The following is an 18373-nucleotide window of genomic DNA, read 5'->3' as shown; positions in this document are numbered from 1 at the left end:
GACACAAGTGAAGCAATTGCGGTAAGGCCGAAGCACTAAAACAGCTGCCGCGCATAAAGGTCTGTAAGTAATCACAGTCAACAAACCAACCAAATAGAGCGACATTAACGCTTTAATCTTCCAAACACCCAATTACGCATAATGTATATTATGTTAAATAGAACATCAAAGTTGATGGTGAATGAGCCAGATGGAGCTTTGCAAAGTGCTTTACGCTATCCTTCTCGTAATATTTAGGTATTCGCAAGGTTTAATGACAACTAGCACAGATAAATAATAGACTTAATCATGTTCCTAAAAACATTTATCAGGCTTTATTCTTCTTTGCTTTTTATAATGAATGTACAGCCAGTAATATTAATTATTAACTCAATCAGCCAAAGGCTTAACGCTGATGAATTAAATAAAGGATCCTAATTATTTCTAAGATAAGACGACTAGTTGTAAGGTTAAGGTTTTTCTAACATTTAGCGTTACATGTAATAATTACGGCCCGTAAAACTCATTTATTGATTGCTCTTTATTTTAAATATCATCAATTATCTATACTTCTTATTAAATTAAACATCGTGCATGAAGACCGTTCGTTGTTTTAAAGTTGGGTGGCGTGGATAGCACGTAGAATTAAAACATAATCGACGCGATGTTTATTGAATTCATATCTGCGTAGACGTCGTTTATTCGGCTACGTACCGTATCGACGTCTTATTATCGTCGTACTGTAGTCGCCATTAGATAGGCGCTCTATGAAAAGCGTATAAAAAGCAAAGGTAATAGCTTCTAGGTTATCGCCTATTCCGCTTTTGTAACGTTTATTTTTAACTCGTTTGGTTTTGAAAAATGTGCGATTAGCCAGCAAACATGTTGGGAGTAAATCATGTGAAGTATTTCTTTAATAAATAAGCTCTTAGGGTGTTTTTTCATTACTTTTCAGCTTATTTTTTAGGCGCCGCTACGTGAAATCTGAGCGCACATTCGGGGTGTTACCTTGCAGATTTCGCGTAGCGCACGATTTAAATTGCACAAAAAACGTACTCTCTCAGCAGGCCACAAGCCTTATCTAGCGATATGGTTTGGAATAATTACGAGATAGGCCAACAATTGACGGCATTGAAACACCCAAACTGTTTATATATACAGTAATATGATAGAGTAGCACTGTACTTGAGATTATAATAGTAAAGCGGTTTGTGGAGTGATGAATGGATTAGTGCGTAACTTCACGCATGATAATTACAGTTATCATGCGTGAATATTGTTATATATCAATAGCTTATCAAGTTCTGTTAAAACTAGCATAATAGTCACAATAATGTCTTCACCAGGTTGCTCAATGCCCTCAAAAACTAATAGCTCATACTTGCTCACAACTCAATTAGTTAACAGCAACAGTGATAGCAGCTCACAGCCACAAGAATCAAGTAGCGCGACGGTTCCAGCTTTTGGTATCGAGTACTCTCGTGGTAAGCAGCACACGTCAGGTTCTGACGACCTAACAACAAGTCAATGTTCATCTTCTGATAAAAACGTTGAAAGCTATTATCAAGATATTTTTACCAAGCTTCCATACAACACACAACGGGCATACATTAGTGACTACAATGAGTTCGCAATTTTTTGTAACCAAGCTGGATTAAGTGGCTTTAAGAACAACTTCGAACACAATGAGATCTGCATTAAACAATATGTTGAAGCGTTGTGTCGTTCTCCCCTAGCCTATAGAACCATTAAGCGTCGGTTATCTGCCCTTAGTAAATTTTTGGGCGTGGCTAAATTGCCAAACCCCATTATTAGATCTGCGTATCTAAGAGACTTTATCCGTTTATCGCTTATAGAGAATAGAAAGTTTCGCTTGTCTCACAAACAAGCGGTTCCGCTTACCATAGATATGCTTGAACAAATAAACAATGCAATTATTCCTGATTCTTTATTAGAACTCCGCGACCTTGCAATCATTAACCTGATGTTTGATGCATTGCTTCGCGCTGATGAATTAGTTCGAGTTTGCATCGAGGATATATCTGCGCGTAATAACACGCTGTTGGTTGTTTCTTCGAAAAGCGACCAGTCTGGTCAAGGTCAATATCGCTATATTTCTTCCAGCACTATATCAATGGTTCAAGAGTATATTAACGAAGCTAATCTTGACCCAAAAACTAAAGCAACCCGCCTTTCTTCAGATTTACGCGGCCTGCACAAAGGCGTTTTGTTTAGACGACTAACAAACCATAAAACTGCACTTTTGCCATTCGATGAGAACATTCCCAGCCATAAGGCAAATGTACTTAACTATTCGAGTGTCTATCGGATTTGGCAACGCATTGCTCAACGCGCAGGTATTAGCGAAAACATTACCCCTCATAGCGGTCGTGTTGGTGGTGCAGTTTCTCTAGCCGAAGATGGTGCATCGTTACCCGAGCTTCAACTGGCTGGAGGTTGGCAATCACCGGAAATGCCTGGGCATTATACAAAACAGGCTAACGTAAAGCGTGGTGGAATGGCTAAATTGTCGGCAAAACGGAAAAGATAAAGCTCATTAAATACACTAACTTAATTAATAAAGGGTTACGCATAACCAGAGGCATCAGTAACAATGTCTAATTCACCTACTCTCTTCATTCTTTTACCAATCTGAAACTGTATAACTCGCGTATCAAAAGGTAAATTTGCCTTAAACCTATATTAATGAATAGGTTTTCTAAGTTGGCAAACATTTTAGTAAAAGGAGTGAAATATGAGTAGCGGTATTGATACAAAGCATGGAAAATTACTCGCGGAAATGGTGGTTCCCTCGTCGTCATGGAATGTCCAACCCGAGAAACAAGACCCTTTCAAGTCACAAGAAGCAGCACTAGATTATTTAAACTCAAATAATGAGCCGTTATATCTCCACGTGCCATTAGCTCAATCTGATGATTACGTGAGAATCTGCATAACTTCACGAGGCGATGATGTTGTTTTTACGATAAAAGATATCAATAACGGTGGTGAAACTTCATTGCATTATTCGCACATTAAAAACTTAGATAGCACAATTAGAACCTTAGTATCAGAATGTTGTGACCAGAAAATCAAAGCCCTATAAATTAGGGCTTTCTTTCCGCCTAAAAATCGCAAATTGCACTACCAAAGAATGCTAATCCACGTAAAGCCGGCCATCATTAGGCTAATGAACACTGCTGCAGAGCCGATATCTTTAGCTCGCCCTATTAATAAATGGATGTCTGTGCTGACATGATCACAGAGTTTCTCAATAGCCGTGTTGAGTAGCTCAGTGATAAGCACTATCAGTAAAGATATCACCAGCAATATACGTTCTACATGCGTAACGTCGATGAAAAACGCTACAGGTGTCATTATCAATATTGCGAAAATTTCTTGTCTGACCGCAGCTTCACTTAAAAAGGCTGCTCGAAGCCCCTTAAGTGAATAGTAAGTGGCATAGAGTACGCGTAATATACCTGTCCGTTTCGTTATCATGATAAGTAATTTTAAGATTAGTTACAGCCTTTCAAAACGTAACTGACCTTCATTACATCTACATGACGGCGAAGGTATTTATCATGGATATTTAAAGCATTTTCGACGCTAATCGCCGCATTAATTTATACTTTCACAGCTAGCACGTCTGTTTTAACACCATGTAGTACTGCATTGGCCGTTGACCCAAGTAACAAACGAAGACCGCTCTGGCCATGGGTGCCGACAACAATGAGATCTGCATTAATCTTTTCGGCCATATGGTGAATCTCATCAGCAGGAGAACCTATCTCTACATTGATGTGGCTGTAAGGTATATCATGTTTTGCGGCAACGTCTTTTAATTGCCTTAATGCCTGCTCTCTTACTTCCTCTGAAAAATCCCGTTCTAAAAATAGTCCGTAAGGCTCTACATTGGTTTGTGGATAAGCAACATACAGAAGGTGAATTTTGTGACTATTGCCCGCTATTGCAATGGCTTTCTCCACCACTAATTCGTAGTCAGAATAAATATCTATAGGTACTAAAATTGTCTCGTAACCTTGCATTGTGGCTGTCCTCAATTTTTGTTAGGTAGCAGTGCTTTTCTACCATACCGTTAACTAATTCCATTAAATAGTAGTGCTATACAAATAATTATTCTTTGAGCTAGGTCAATGATTAGTCTGCAGCCTCATTCATAATCAGTGTATACACATTAGTTCTAGCGAACGTTACGCATCTTTACCGTAAAAGAAAGAGGGAAATGAGTATGAAAACGGCAATAGTTGTTATAGCAACGCTTCTCCTTTTCGCCTGTGACCAGGGCGCGCAGTCACCTCGCGGCTTTAGCTTGCCCGAAGGCAATATGGAAAAAGGCTATTTGGTATTTAAAAAGTATCAGTGCCAAGACTGTCACAGAATTGCAGGAGAAAAAGAGTCCGACAATGCGCAATACCTAGTCGCGAAGCCTATTCCGTTGGGAGGCAGCAGTGGAAGAATTAAAACTTATGCAGAGTTGGTGACAAGTATTATTAACCCATCACACAAACTTACTCCTCGACAGCCTGCCAGTTTCACCAGCGAAGACGGTGTGTCATTAATGCGAGTTGTAAACGACGAGCTAACCGTTTCCGAACTAATAGATTTAGTGGCGTATCTTCAGCCTAAATATAAAGTAACACCCTACAGGACTAGTGATTACCGCCTCTATCAACTGCGTATTCCAAGCGAGCAATCTAAAGATTAACTCGCAGTTTTAGGCATTAAAAATCGTTAAGCGTGACTCCACAATCGGTATTTGATTAGGAGTCACGGCTTAGTTTTTTTAAGATACCGCTTTCGTTTCTTGCTCTATTTCTGCCAATAAACTACAAGGCATAAAGCTTTCAGAATTTGCTTCTTTTAAGTGTAATTTAAATCTATCGGGAACGTCGTCGGTTAAGAAACTTCCTGTTTTAACTAACGGGAAAATTTCGTCGTAACGCGCAATATTACACTGATCTACTCGCCTAAATATATGGGTACGATTTAGTTCGCTAGTTCTCACATGTCCTGTAGAAGACAAGATATCCATCAGCGCATGAATAGTTTTTTTGTGAAAGCGGTACACGCGCTCGTACTTGTCTTCAACGTTTAAGCCCTTGGCAAGCTTGGGGTCTTGCGTTGCTACACCGGTCGGACATTTATTCGTATTGCATGACAGCGACTGAACACATCCAAGTGCCAACATCATTCCTCTGGCACTGTTACATAGATCGGCGCCTAAACTTAGATTTTTCGCTAACTGAAAAGCGGTAATGATTTTTCCAGAAGCAATGATTTTAATTTTGTCGCGAATACCAAAACCAGTGAGACAATCGTCAACAAACGCCAAGGCTTCACGCAGAGGAAATCCTATAGAGTTTGTGTACTCAAGGGGTGCGGCGCCGGTACCTCCTTCGCCCCCGTCTACCGTTATAAAATCTGGCGTTACGTCCTTCTCTACCATGGCTTTGCACATGGCAATAAACTCACTTTTTCTACCCAGCGCCAGCTTAATACCCACTGGTTTATATCCACTTAACTTGCGTAACTGACTAATAAAATCAACCATTTCTAAAGGCGTTGCAAACGCTTTATGTCTAGGGGGAGAATCAACTTGAGTTCCAGGCTCAACCCCTCTTATTTTAGCTATTTCAGGGGTATTTTTATACGCAGGTAAAATACCACCATGTCCAGGCTTAGCGCCCTGGCTTAGCTTTATTTCTATCATTTTTACATTGTCGAGTTTGGCTTTTTCTTCAAAAAGAACAGGATCGAAACCGCCATCTTTACTTCTACAACCAAAGTATCCCGTACCAATTTGCCAAACGATATCGCCACCATTTTCGAGGTGATATGGGGTTAGACCACCCTCACCTGTGTTATGGTAAAACCCGCCTTTTGCAGCACCTTTATTTAGCGCCAAAATGGCATTTTTTGACAAGCTTCCAAAGCTCATTGCGCTTATGTTAAGTATGCTTGCACGATACGGCTTTTTGCAATGAGGGCCACCTACCGTCACTCGGGGATCTTCATCCATGTCTTCCACTTCGCGAGCAGATAAAGAATGGCCAATCCACTCATAGCCATCTTTATATGTATCTAGCTGAGTACCGAAGGGAACAGTTTCTCTACTGTTTTTCGCACGTTGATAAACAATCGAACGAAACATGCGGGAAATAGGTGCTCCGCCAGTATCGGTTTCTATGATGTATTGCTGGATGTAGGGCCTTAGTCCCTCGACGGTCCATCGTACCCTGCCAATTAATGGAAAGTTCTTTAAAATGGCATGTTTTGTTTGGAAGGCATCATATAGACCAAAAATGAGTAGCGTGACTGATAAGAGTAAAAACCACCACACGGGCGCCCACAATACGCCAATCACCACATTGAAAGCGACCAGCAGGGTTAGCACAGTTAGAATTGTTAAACGCATTCAAAGTCCTTCTTTATTTTTGGTCATATCAAAACAAAATAATATGCCTACAACCCTGTTCAATACACCTGAAATCGGGAACTAGATTTACTTTAGCGGTAAATGACTGATTTAGGGGTTAAATATACTGAGCCGGCTTTTAGCTCAATTGGGTTACGCGTTACCAAAATATGCAATTACAATGCTTTTTTAGCTGCGAAAACAAGCCATTGCATGCTAGTCTAAAACCTTTCAATTAGCGAGTTGAGAGAGCGATTTGTAGCTATCACTGGTTAATAGATGATGTGACCTATACAAAGGTAACGGATTTTACGTTCAACATTTTCTGAAAGGTAATTCATGGAGTATGCATTTCTTCTTTTCGCATTTGTTTGCGGCTTAACGGTTAAACTTATTGGCATTCCTCCTTTAGTTGGCTACTTGGTAGCTGGCTTTTTATTAAATTTTGCAGGCTACACGCTCACTGAAGATTTAACCCAAATAGCCAACTTGGGCATCACCATTATGCTCTTCACCATCGGTCTGAAACTCAACATCCGCGATTTGAGTCGACGAGAAGTTTGGGCGGGAAGCGTTTCACATACCTTAGTATGGGTGGGCGTTATTACCTGTTGCGTCTATGCGATTGGTGCGGTTGCTGCAAATTTCGTTGATGGGCTTACATGGAAAAGCGCTGCGCTTATCGCTTTTGCCCTTAGTTTCAGTAGCACAGTGTGCGTGGTTAAAGTATTAGAAGAAAGTGGCGAAAGTAAAACCCGCCACGGCCGCCTTGCCATTGGCATTTTGGTCATGCAAGACGTTTTTGCTGTTATCTTCCTTGTTGCAGCAACTGGAAAGCTCCCCTCTGTGTGGGCGCTAGCGTTGTTGGCCTTATTCCCAGCAATGCCAATCATAAACAAAATGATTAATAAGTCGGGCCACGGTGAACTGCTTCCGCTTACTGGCTTTATCCTCGCCTTAGGTGGCTATCACTTGTTTGAGCTGGTTAACATTAAAGGCGATCTTGGGGCACTAATCTTTGGAATCATGTTAGCGCAACATGAAAAGGCTTCGGAGCTAGCGAAGTCGCTGCTTAGTTTTAAGGATCTCTTCTTAATCGGCTTCTTCCTTACTATCGGTCTTACCGCCCTTCCCGATCTTAGTATGATTGTCCTAGCTATCGTGTTCTGCTTATTTATACCGTTAAAAGCAGCACTCTTTTTCGGCTTATTTACGTCACTTCGCCTTCGCGGTCGCACGGCTTACTTGAGCAGCTTGGTGCTTTCAAATTACAGTGAATTTGGGCTTATTGTTGGCGCACTAGCCGTTTCATTAGATTTATTGGCAAACTCTTGGTTAGTGGTGATTGCTTTAGCCGTATCTATTTCATTCGTTATTACCAGCGTGCTCTATCGCAATTCTCATTCTCAATATCACAATCATAAACACACCATTAAACGTTTTGAGAAAAACGAGCGCTTAAAAGAAGACATTTATCCTACTCTCCACAACGCGGAATTTTTAGTGTTGGGGATGGGACGAGTTGGTCGCGGTGCCTTCAATGCGTTATCTAAATTAAGTGATGTGAGCGTATGGGGAATGGACGCCGACCGAGTAAAAGTAAAAGAGTTATCAGACGAAGGCTTAAACGTAATATGCGGCGACGGTGAAGACGTCGATTTGTGGGATAATTTAGATATCAAACAAATTCAGCTTGTTTTGCTTGCTCTGCCTTCTATCCAGGACTCAATAAACATCACACGTCAGCTTAAAAACGCGGGCTATGTTGGAAAAGTTGCAGCCATTGCACGATATGAGGATGAAGTATCACATCTATTAGAAAACGATGTAGATAAAGTCTTCAACTTCTTTACCGAAGCAGGGCTTGGTTTTGCTGAAGAAAGTCTTGCTTATGCGCATGCACAACAGTAATGCTGTTCTAAATGCGAACAATGGATGAATTGAGAAACGTTATCGTTTGTAAACAACTGTTTTACAAAGACTTTTTTTGACATACAGTCAAATTTAGACTAAACTTCACGCAAATACGTTAATAAGGTTTACACAATGCAAGGTGATAAACAAGTTGTTGCAAAATTGAACGAAGTACTGACAAGTGAACTTACTTCGATAAATCAATACTTTCTGCACGCTCGTATGTTCAAAAACTGGGGTTTTTCTGAACTTAACGAAAAGAATTATAAAAAGTCTATCAAGGACATGAAGCAAGCGGACGATCTTATCGAGCGCATCTTATTCCTTGAGGGCCTTCCTAATCTTCAAGCGTTAGGCAAGCTTTATATCGGTGAAGATACCGTTGAAATGCTGTCATGTGATGCGCGTTTTCAAAAGGAACAGCTTCCACTACTTCGTGAAGCTATCGCGCTATGTGAAGAAAAGCAGGATTATGTTTCTCGTGATTTGCTTGAAGACCTTCTTGAATACGAAGAAGAGCACCTAGACTGGATTGAAACGCAAGAATACCAAATTGATGCTATGGGTATAGAGAACTACCTACAAGCGCAAGTAATGGGAGATGACTAATGAAAGGTAACCAAGCAATCATCAATGGCTTAAACGAACTACTCTCTTATGAGTTAGCCGCCATGGATCAGTATTTCATTCACTCTCAGATGTATCTTGATTGGGGTTTGAATAAACTTTATGAACGCATCGATCATGAATTTGATGACGAGCGTGGACATGCAACTAAGCTAATAGAACGCATGCTGTTTTTAGAAGGTACGCCTGACATGACGAAGCGCACAGGCTTCAAAGTGGGTAAAGATGTACCTGAAATGCTTGAAAGCGATTTACGTGTTGAATATGAAGTTGATGCAAAGTTACGTGAAGTTATTGCGCTTTGTGAAACCGAAAAAGACTATGTTACTCGTGACATGCTAATTGTACTACTAGACGATACAGAGATGGATCACGCACACTGGCTAGAGCAGCAGCTTGGCCTTATTAAGCGACTAGGTATTCAAAACTACCTTCAGTCGCAAATGTAAGAAATAGCGTTCACGCTACAATTTACAGGTAATTAATAAAAGGCCGCTCTTAAATAAAGAGCGGCCTTTTTTGCTTGTTTACTCCCCTTTCTTTAGGGAGAGTCTTATTGCTTTTAATACAGTTACTGCTGTGTAACAAAATACAAATAGCTGGGGCTTTCTTTATCTTTAATATTTAGACGTAGCTGCCATTTCATCACTGGCTCACTACAGCTACCTAACATAAACCAACCTGACCACTTTCCTTCCCCGTCGTTATCTAACAGCACGGGAATTTTGCCCATATACATGTTTACCCCCTCAATCCATGCGCTCTCTATTTCCTCTCCCTCAGGAACTAAGAGCTTAACCGTTACTGACTCTTCGGCTTCAGGCATGGCTGAAAAAGTGGCAATTGCTAACCTGTCATCAATTAAGAATTCGCAAGTTTCATTGACAAAGTTGCAGCTGTTTCCTATTCCATTAACTACGCTCGTGTCTTTTAACACCGATGACTGGAATTTATGTGCAAGGTATACACACACGGCCACAATAATAATAGCCACTAATGGAAGCTGGGAATGTAAAATTTTTGATCGTTTATTGTTATCGTTATTTAGCATTTCTTAAATTTTGTGTATTTCTTCATTGACGGAGATCAAGCTTAGGTAGTTTATGGTATCTTTTTGTAATTAAAAACCTTATCATCCGCGTACCAACTGGCTTGGAGACAATAATTATTACTCTTTCCGAGCTCGGTGTGAAGCGTTATTCCTTAGCTGATACACGTCTCGACCGCACTATTCCGGCAGTTGGAGACCATAGTTCATTTGAAGTGGAAGATTCATTAAAATGAGTGAAATAAGCCAAGCACAACCTGACTACAATTATAAAGTAGTTAGGCAATTTACCATCATGACCATAGTCTGGGGTATCATTGGTATGGGCCTAGGGGTATTTATTGCCGCGCAGTTATTTGCACCTATGCTTAACTTTGACACACCATGGCTAACATTCTCACGTTTGCGTCCGTTGCACACTAACGCCGTTATTTTTGCCTTCGGCGGCTGTGCGCTATTTGCAACGTCATACTACATCGTTCAGCGTACCTGCCAGGTAAGACTGTTCAGTGACAAACTTGCCGCATTTACCTTTTGGGGTTGGCAAGCCGTTATTGTTTTAGCTGTAATTACCCTACCTATGGGTTTAACCAGCACAAAAGAATACGCTGAACTAGAATGGCCAATTGATATTCTTTTGGCACTGGTTTGGATCGCTTATATCATTAACTTTTTCGGAACCCTAGTAATCCGTAAAGTTTCGCACATTTATGTTGCAAACTGGTTCTTAGGCGCGTTCATGTTAACTGTTGCAGTTCTTCATATTGGTAACAGCATGGCTATTCCGGTATCTTTCACTAAATCGTATTCACTGTATGCAGGCGCAGTAGACGCTATGATGCAGTGGTGGTACGGCCATAACGCGGTAGGCTTTTTCCTAACTGCGGGCTTCCTTGGTATGATGTACTACTTCGTACCTAAGCAAGCTGGTCGCCCGGTTTATTCATACAGACTATCAATTGTTCACTTCTGGGCACTTATCTCTCTGTATATCTGGGCCGGTCCTCACCACCTTCACTACACTGCCCTACCAGACTGGACTCAGTCACTAGGTATGGTGATGTCTATTATCCTATTCGTTCCATCTTGGGGTGGTATGATTAACGGTATTATGACGCTATCTGGCGCGTGGCATAAACTTCGCACCGACCCAGTATTGCGTTTCCTTATTGTTTCATTGTCTTTCTACGGTATGTCTACCTTCGAAGGCCCAATGATGGCAATTAAGACCGTTAATGCACTATCTCACTACACTGACTGGACAATTGGTCACGTACACTCTGGTGCTCTAGGTTGGGTTGCAATGGTTTCAATTGGTTCAATTTACCACTTAATTCCAGTGCTATTCGGTCAGCGCGCTATGTATAGCACCAAGCTAGTTAATGTACACTTCTGGTTAGCAACTATCGGTGTTGTTCTATACATCGTAGCAATGTGGATGTCTGGTGTACTACAGGGTCTAATGTGGCGTGCAGTAAATGCTGACGGTACGTTAACCTATAGCTTTGTTGAGTCATTAGAAGCGTCTAAGCCTTTCTATGTGGTTCGTTTCATTGGTGGTTGTTTCGTGGTAGCAGGTATGCTTGTAATGGCATACAACACATGGAAAACCGTTCGTGCACCTAAAGGCAGTATCGCTGCAGACCCAGCGACTCAGCCAGCGTAGTAAAGGAGACGAATAATGAAAAACGCACATGAGTTAATTGAAAAGAACGTCGGTCTGTTAACGGTACTAATTCTTATCGCTATCAGTTTCGGTGCCATGGTTCAAATTACGCCGTTGATGTTTCAACAGCAAACCATGGAACCGGTAAAAGGCTTACGTCCATATACCGCGCTTGAGCTTGAAGGCCGTGATATCTACATCCGTGAAGGTTGTGTAGGTTGTCACAGCCAGATGATCCGTCCATTCCGCGCCGAAACAGAGCGTTATGGTCACTACAGCGTTGCTGGCGAATCAGTATGGGAGCACCCCTTCCTTTGGGGTTCTAAGCGTACTGGTCCTGATCTAGCACGTGTTGGTGGTCGTTACAGCGACGAATGGCACCGAGTTCACCTGCTTAATCCTCGCAACGTAGTACCAGAGTCGAACATGCCAGGCTTTCCTTGGCTTGCGGAAAACACGCTTGATGGTGAGTTAACAGCTAAAAAAATGGAAGTATTCCGTGGATTTGGCGTTCCGTATACCGACGAAGATATCGCGGGCGCGAAAGCGGCAGTACAGGGTAAAACGGAAATGCAAGCCCTTATTGCTTATCTACAATCTCTTGGCACACATTTGAAATAATATGGACCAGGGAATTGTAGGCAGCATTTTTACTGTCATCGTCTTTGTAAGCTTCATCGGTGTTGTGTGGTGGGCATTTAGCAGCCGCAACAAGAAAAAATTCGATGAAGCGGCAAACCTAGTGTTTGCAGACGAAGAAAAAGAAAAATCAAAAGAAGATTAGCAGGAGTCTCGAACTCATGAGTATGTTTTGGACAATTTGGATTTCAGTGATAACTCTAGGGTTAATCATTGGTTGCTACTTCCTTCTACGCTGGTGCCTTTCTAACAAGACTGGCGTAGCTGAAGGTGAGTCAATGGGCCACAAATTCGATGGTATTGAGGAGTTGAACAATCAACTTCCTCGCTGGTGGACAATTATGTTCTACATGACCATCGTTTGGGGCTTTTTATACCTAGCGCTTTATCCTGGCTTAGGTGCGTTTGAAGGTATTTTGGGTTGGAAGAGCTCTAACCAAAATATTCAATCGCTAGAAGAGTCAGCTCAGGCGCGTATTGATGCTAAAGAGCAAGGCTACCTAGTAGAATATGACCGTGAACTAGATTTCGCTGCCGAGAAGTTCGATCCGATCTTCGAAGCGTATGCACAAGTTCCTGTCGAAGAACTGGCTAAAGACCCAGAAGCAAATAAAGTAGGTCAGCGTTTGTTCCTACAAAATTGCTCTCAGTGTCACGGTTCTGATGCACGAGGTCAAAATGGCGGCTTCCCTAACCTAACGGACAACGACTGGTTGTACGGTGGTTCAGGTGCAAAAATCGTTGAAACTCTTACGCTTGGTCGTAAAGCGGCTATGCCAGCATGGCTAGATGCCATGGGTGAAGACGGTATCGAAGAAGTGGTTAACTACGTACTTAGTTTAAGCGGTCGCGATGTGGACCCTCAGCTTGCAGAAGCGGGTAAAGCACGTTTCGCAGCGTGTGCGGCTTGTCACGGTATGGACGGTAAAGGTAACCAAGCACTTGGTGCACCAAACCTTACTGACAATATCTGGCTATACGGCGGCAGCCACAGAGCGGTAACAGAAACGCTTACTTACGGTCGTAACGGTGTAATGCCGTCATTCAAGAAAACCTTGGGTGATGACAAAATTCACGTTGTTGCAGCGTATGTATACAGCCTTTCAAATGATTAATGATTTAAATCATTAAATATCTTAAAAAGCCTCGTTACTACGGGGCTTTTTTTATGAGAAAATACAGCGATATAGACAGCGACACAGAAAGTGCCGTTGCGAACACATTTTGTGCGCCTTAGACCTGCGTCCCCAACACTATATTTATTGTTATTAACTGATGTAGCAATAATAAATATGTTGTTAGCGACGTTGCTAGTGAAGTAAATACGAGAAAGATTTCGATGAATAGACCCTGGTATAAAGAGTTCTGGCCCTGGTTTTTAATTGCCGTACCTATCATTACACTCATCATGGGTGGCGTGTTATTAAACCTTGCTATTAGCACCGAAGATAGCCTGGTGGTGGACGACTACTACAAGGAAGGAAAAGCGATCAATGCCCGTCTGGACAAAGAGGCCATAGCCCGCCGCAAGAATATCACTACCGATTTAACCATTGAAGATGGCAGCATAGCGCTAGAGTTTCATTCAGGTATTCCACAAGAAGGTAATGCGGTTAAACTAAGCTTTTATCACGTAACGCTTGAAGAGCGTGATGTCAGCGTTTTATTAAGCCGCGACGCTAACGGTATTTATCGCGGTTTTGTCGAAGAAGATCTTGATGGTAAATGGCGCGTATCGCTAACCCCTATTGATGATAGCTGGAAAATACAAAATACCATCTATCTGCCCCACTCTGGCAAAATGAAATTCAATCCATAATGGCCAAGCACGACTGTTACCATTGCGGCTTGCCTATTGCGGGCTCAGACGATGGAAAATTTACTACTGTCATTTTAGGGCAACAACGAGACATGTGTTGCCCTGGCTGCTTAGCGGTAGCTGAAGCGATCGTTAACAACGGCCTTGAAGACTATTACCAGTTTAGAACCGAACCGGCGCAAAAATCTGACGACAGTATTTTAGAAACGTTAGATAAGCTAAAAGTCTATGACGACCCTTCCCTTCAAGAAGAGTTCGTGTTTGAAGAAGGTCAGGACAAACAGATTCAGTTGACCCTTGAAGGTATTACATGCGCTGCGTGTGGCTGGCTTATCGAAAAGCAGTTGTCAAAAGTTGAAGGAATAAAGCAAGTCGCGGTGAATGTACAAGAGCGCCGCGCTTTAGTCACTTGGTCACCGTTTCAAATTAAGCTTAGCCAAATTCTATCTACGCTAAAACGCATTGGTTATGTTGGGTCACCATTTCACCCCGACGAACACGAAGCCAGCTATAAGCGCGAACAAAAAACCTTTCTTAAAAAGCTTGGCCTAGCAGGCATTATGACCATGCAGGTAATGATGCTGATGACGGGGCTTTATTTTGATTGGTTTGGCGCCATTGAGTTAGAGACCCGCCAATATTTTTATTGGGTTGCCCTTACACTTACTACACCTGTGGTGCTGTATTCAGGCAGCAACTTTTATATGGGCGCCGCTAAAGCGCTAAGCGCCAAAACGGTTAATATGGACGTACCCGTTACGCTCGCAATATTCGGTACTTACATTGCTGGAATTCGTTCTACAGTATTAGAGCAAGGTGAAGTGTATTTCGAATCCATTTGTATGTTTATTTTTCTGCTGTTACTTAGCCGATTCTTAGAACATCGCAGTCGTCATCGCGCCGCACAAATCTCTGCCAATATGATGCAGTATGTGCCCGTATCAGCTACCAAAGTAAATCCGGATGGCAGCCTAACCGAGTGTCTGGCAAAGCAGTTAAGAATTGACGATGTGGTGCTGGTTAAGCCTGGTGAAACAGTCCCCATTGATGGGGTGGTAACCGACGGCAACGCAGCGGTTGACGAATCTATGCTTACCGGCGAGTTTAACCCCGTGCGTAAGTCGAACAGTAGCCCGGTATACGGCGGCACGGTTTGTCAAGATGGTACGCTAACCATTACGGTTACGCAGACCCTTAAAAATGCGCTGGTAAATCAAATTGTACGACTGCAAGCAAGTGCCATGGCGAGTAAACCTAAAGCAGCGCAGATAGCCGATAATTTTTCTCGCTATTTCGTTACCGCGGTATTGCTGATTTCGGCGTTAACCTATGGCTTTTGGGCGTATCAGGGTAGCGACGAGGCATTTTGGATCACCATATCGGTGCTGGTTGCAACCTGCCCTTGCGCATTAGGGTTGGCTACGCCATCAGCGTTAACCTGCGCTATGGCAAAATTAAACAGACAAGGTATTTTACTAAAACGCGCCGATGCGCTTGAACAAATTACTGACATTGACACCATCGCATTAGACAAAACCGGCACGCTCACAAAAGGCAAATTTACTATTTCAAATGCCTGGTACGCTGACGGTGTGGATAGTAATAGTGCGCTATCAATTGCCCGCGCTTTGGAGTCACGCTCTGAACATCCGATTGCCAAAGCCTTTAGCGACGATATAGCCTTTAGCGACGGTGTAGCCCTAAGCGAGATTTCTGCCTCTAGCGGCAGTGCTGACGCTATCGATAACACGGTACACAAAGTGACTAATTTTACCGTTACGCCAGGAGGTGGTATCAGCGGTGAGATCAATGACACGTTGTTTTCTATGGGATCTGTAGCATTCAGCGTTCACGAATCACAGCTAAAACTCATTGAAGCGTTCCCTTCAGCTAACGTGTTTCTCACGGTTAAGGGGCGTATTATGGCGGCGTATGAAGTAAAGGATTCACTAAGAGAAGATACGCAAGAAACTCTCGATATATTAGCTGCAAGCCATACTCTCGCCGTTTTAAGTGGTGATACACAGCAAAACGTTAATGCGCTTACCGCACCATTGCCAATTTCGACCGCTAAAGGTGGCCTAACACCTGAGCAAAAGTACGAAGCCGTTCAAGCTATGCAGCAATCTGGCGCGAAAGTAATGATGATGGGTGACGGTATTAACGACGCTCCAGTTCTTGCCAGCGCTGATGTGGCAATTGCAGTGGGTAATGCCACAGACGTGGCTAAAACTGCCGCCGACGTGATACTGCTTGGCGATCAGCTGCTTTCTGTACCAGAACTTATTCGAACTGCGCACCAAGTGAAGCAAAAAATAAGGCAAAATATTGGCTGGTCGGTAGGTTACAACGTTTTGATCTTACCTTTCGCCGTATCAGGCCTACTTTCACCGTGGATGGCTGTTGTTGGTATGTCGTTAAGCAGTATCATTGTGGTCACAAACTCAACGCGACTCTTGAGCAAATAGCATGAGTATTATTTACGTATTAATTCCAATCGCCATCATCATTGTTGCCGTCGCTATCGTGATATTCTTTTGGGCGGTGAAAACCAATCAATTTGAAGATTTAGATCGCCAAGGGTATAGCATACTGTTTGACGATGATCTTCCGCCAGAAGAAAAAAAGCTAGCTGAGCAACGCAAGCAACTTCAAGACAGTAAAGTAGACAAAAGCCAAGCGCCACATGGAAGGGATTAACTACTTCTCTGCCTTTCTTATCGGCTTAGCCGGCGGAGTTCACTGTGTGGGAATGTGCGGTGGAATCGTCGCTGCGCTAAGGATGGTATCGCCTAAAGGCGCTTCAGCACTACCCTATACCCTTGCCTATAACATGGGACGTATGGTGAGCTACACCATCGCCGGAGCAATAACCGGGGCAATTGGAAAAATTGCAGCAGATTATATACCTCTTGCCAACTATGCCCTTTCCCTACTTAGCGGAATCATGTTGCTTCTACTGGCGTGTTATTTGGGTAAGTGGTGGACTGGCTTAACGGTGCTGGAAAATGCTGGTAAAGGCCTATTTTCCAAAGTCCAGCCGCTTTCAAAACGCTTTTTGCCATTTAAGACCCCTTTAAGTGCATTGCCTTATGGTTTTATTTGGGGTTGGCTTCCTTGCGGTTTGGTGTATTCCACACTTACCTGGTCTCTCGCAGCGGGTAATGCGCTAGAAGGCGCAGCTATTATGTTCTTCTTCGGTTTGGGTACATTACCCACCTTACTCGCCGCAAGCGCTGGTAGCCAATATATTGTTCAAAGTTTTCAACATAACCATTTTAGACAAATTATTGCAGTAATAATGGCAATATATGCAGCTTATCTTATTCATAGCGCAATCGTTTAAAAATGGGTGTATTATTGTCGGGTATTCTTTTAGAGAGCGTGCATTATGAGCAAAGGAAGCCAATTTTCTATTCACTGTCAAAACTGTAGTTTCAGTCACCTGTGTTTACCGGTGGCGTTAAACAAAACAGAAATCGAGTCTCTTGACGATATTATTGAACGCAAGAAGCCGCTTCATAAAGGTGACACGCTGATTCAAACTGGTGATAAATTCCGTTCTCTATTTGCAGTGAGAACCGGTTCATTCAAATCATTTGTGACTAATACCGAAGGTGAAGAACAGATTACCGGCTTCCACTTTCCTGGTGACATTATCGGTTTCGATGCATTAAGAGAGAACAAACACCAAAGCTATACTTCTGCGTTAGAAACTGCCATGGTGTGTGAGCTTCCCTACGAGACCCTCGACGAAATGTCAGTGCAATTTCCAAAGCTACGCCACCAGATCATGAGCTTCATGAGCGCTGAAATAAAACAAGATCACGACATGATCATGCTTTTAAACAAGCGAACTGCAGAAGAGCGCTTACTGTATTTCATCTCACACCTGTCGCAACGCTTTGAAGAGCGTGGCTTTTCCCATAGAGAATTCCACTTAACCATGACGCGCAACGAAATTGGAAACTATTTAGGATTAACGATTGAAACGATTAGTCGTCTGTTAAGCCGTTTTCAAAAAGACAACATCATAAAAGTAGACGGCAAGCTTATTACTATCTTGGATTTCGATAGACTAAACACCAAACTAGCGGCGCTTAACGGCCCAAGCGTTGTCTGCGGTTAGCCGTTTTTAGGTGTTAAACAAGGCGCGCACTAAGCGTAATGCCAGTCAGTTAAGCTGACTGGCATTTTTCTTTGTGGGGTATTTAGTCGGTCTTTTCCTCACTACTCTGGGGT

General features: G+C 42.6%; 19 protein-coding genes. 15 read left to right on the top strand and 4 right to left on the bottom strand.

Annotated features, from left to right (window positions below):
• Positions 1-1333: 1333 nt before the first annotated feature.
• Both QME20_RS06665 and QME20_RS06660 read left to right on the top strand, forming a co-directional pair.
• Entirely contained in the window at positions 1334-2530 is a 1197-nt protein-coding gene (locus QME20_RS06665) for a tyrosine-type recombinase/integrase (RefSeq protein WP_281715658.1), read from the top strand.
• A gap of 204 nt (positions 2531-2734) precedes the next feature.
• Positions 2735-3085, top strand: coding sequence for a hypothetical protein (locus tag QME20_RS06660; protein WP_061095133.1), 351 nt, complete (start codon positions 2735-2737; stop codon positions 3083-3085).
• A gap of 38 nt (positions 3086-3123) precedes the next feature.
• On the opposite strand, the gene QME20_RS06655 is transcribed toward QME20_RS06660, so the two are convergent.
• Together QME20_RS06655 and QME20_RS06650 are read right to left on the bottom strand one after the other, a co-directional pair.
• Positions 3124-3480: a diacylglycerol kinase gene (locus QME20_RS06655; protein WP_014976618.1), complete on the bottom strand. Its 357-nt coding sequence runs from the start codon at positions 3478-3480 to the stop codon at positions 3124-3126.
• A 125-nt stretch (positions 3481-3605) separates the two neighbouring features.
• Positions 3606-4028, bottom strand: a complete 423-nt coding sequence (locus QME20_RS06650; protein WP_014949582.1) for a universal stress protein — start codon at positions 4026-4028, stop codon at positions 3606-3608.
• A gap of 203 nt (positions 4029-4231) precedes the next feature.
• On the opposite strand from QME20_RS06650, the gene QME20_RS06645 reads away from it, so the two are divergent.
• Positions 4232-4708: a c-type cytochrome gene (locus QME20_RS06645; protein ID WP_014949583.1), complete on the top strand. Its 477-nt coding sequence runs from the start codon at positions 4232-4234 to the stop codon at positions 4706-4708.
• Between the two features lie 78 nt (positions 4709-4786).
• Here the strand turns inward: QME20_RS06645 and QME20_RS06640 are convergent, their stop codons facing one another.
• Positions 4787-6418, bottom strand: a complete 1632-nt coding sequence (locus QME20_RS06640; protein WP_156086455.1) for an FMN-binding glutamate synthase family protein — start codon at positions 6416-6418, stop codon at positions 4787-4789.
• Between the two features lie 339 nt (positions 6419-6757).
• Between QME20_RS06640 and QME20_RS06635 the strand changes: the two genes are divergently transcribed.
• From QME20_RS06635 to bfr (QME20_RS06625), 3 genes are all read left to right on the top strand, one after another.
• Complete coding sequence (locus tag QME20_RS06635; protein ID WP_239240724.1) at positions 6758-8329, top strand: cation:proton antiporter family protein; 1572 nt, start codon at positions 6758-6760, stop codon at positions 8327-8329.
• 135 nt (positions 8330-8464) lie between these two features.
• Positions 8465-8941, top strand: a complete 477-nt coding sequence (gene bfr, locus QME20_RS06630; protein WP_014949586.1) for a bacterioferritin — start codon at positions 8465-8467, stop codon at positions 8939-8941.
• Positions 8941-9408 carry a bacterioferritin gene (gene bfr, locus QME20_RS06625; RefSeq protein WP_014949587.1) on the top strand — a complete coding sequence of 156 codons (468 nt, stop codon included), beginning with the start codon at positions 8941-8943 and terminating at the stop codon, positions 9406-9408. The genes bfr (QME20_RS06630) and bfr (QME20_RS06625) overlap by 1 nt, the downstream gene beginning before the upstream one ends.
• Positions 9409-9530: 122 nt before the next feature.
• Here bfr (QME20_RS06625) and QME20_RS06620 read toward each other — a convergent pair whose 3' ends face one another.
• Positions 9531-10010, bottom strand: coding sequence for a hypothetical protein (locus QME20_RS06620; RefSeq protein WP_156086457.1), 480 nt, complete (start codon positions 10008-10010; stop codon positions 9531-9533).
• Between the two features lie 229 nt (positions 10011-10239).
• On the opposite strand from QME20_RS06620, the gene ccoN reads away from it, so the two are divergent.
• From ccoN to fnr, 9 genes are all read left to right on the top strand, one after another.
• Complete coding sequence (gene ccoN / locus QME20_RS06615) at positions 10240-11673, top strand: cytochrome-c oxidase, cbb3-type subunit I (RefSeq protein ID WP_039220109.1); 1434 nt, start codon at positions 10240-10242, stop codon at positions 11671-11673.
• Between the two features lie 15 nt (positions 11674-11688).
• Complete coding sequence (gene ccoO, locus QME20_RS06610; RefSeq protein WP_014979357.1) at positions 11689-12294, top strand: cytochrome-c oxidase, cbb3-type subunit II; 606 nt, start codon at positions 11689-11691, stop codon at positions 12292-12294.
• Between the two features lies 1 nt (position 12295).
• Positions 12296-12457, top strand: coding sequence for a cbb3-type cytochrome c oxidase subunit 3 (locus QME20_RS06605; RefSeq protein WP_014949591.1), 162 nt, complete (start codon positions 12296-12298; stop codon positions 12455-12457).
• A gap of 16 nt (positions 12458-12473) precedes the next feature.
• The gene (gene ccoP, locus QME20_RS06600; protein ID WP_156086459.1) at positions 12474-13427 is read left to right on the top strand and encodes a cytochrome-c oxidase, cbb3-type subunit III; all 954 of its coding nucleotides are present in this window, start codon (positions 12474-12476) and stop codon (positions 13425-13427) included.
• A 224-nt stretch (positions 13428-13651) separates the two neighbouring features.
• Positions 13652-14131 carry a FixH family protein gene (locus QME20_RS06595; protein WP_156086460.1) on the top strand — a complete coding sequence of 160 codons (480 nt, stop codon included), beginning with the start codon at positions 13652-13654 and terminating at the stop codon, positions 14129-14131.
• On the top strand, positions 14131-16599 hold the full coding sequence (locus tag QME20_RS06590) for a heavy metal translocating P-type ATPase (RefSeq protein WP_281715657.1): 2469 nt from the start codon (positions 14131-14133) through the stop codon (positions 16597-16599). Before QME20_RS06595 ends, QME20_RS06590 begins: the two co-directional genes overlap by 1 nt.
• A gap of 1 nt (position 16600) precedes the next feature.
• The gene (gene ccoS, locus QME20_RS06585) at positions 16601-16831 is read left to right on the top strand and encodes a cbb3-type cytochrome oxidase assembly protein CcoS (protein WP_014949594.1); all 231 of its coding nucleotides are present in this window, start codon (positions 16601-16603) and stop codon (positions 16829-16831) included.
• The gene (locus QME20_RS06580; protein WP_156086462.1) at positions 16818-17477 is read left to right on the top strand and encodes a sulfite exporter TauE/SafE family protein; all 660 of its coding nucleotides are present in this window, start codon (positions 16818-16820) and stop codon (positions 17475-17477) included. Before ccoS ends, QME20_RS06580 begins: the two co-directional genes overlap by 14 nt.
• Positions 17478-17522: 45 nt before the next feature.
• Positions 17523-18260 (top strand): fumarate/nitrate reduction transcriptional regulator Fnr, encoded by a 738-nt coding sequence (gene fnr / locus QME20_RS06575; protein ID WP_014949596.1) that lies wholly within the window; start codon positions 17523-17525, stop codon positions 18258-18260.
• Positions 18261-18373 lie beyond the last annotated feature (113 nt).

Source organism: Alteromonas sp. CyTr2 (assembly GCF_947311905.1).
Taxonomy (GTDB): Bacteria; Pseudomonadota; Gammaproteobacteria; order Enterobacterales; family Alteromonadaceae; genus Alteromonas; species Alteromonas macleodii.
This window is presented reverse-complemented; position numbering and strand designations above follow the sequence as displayed.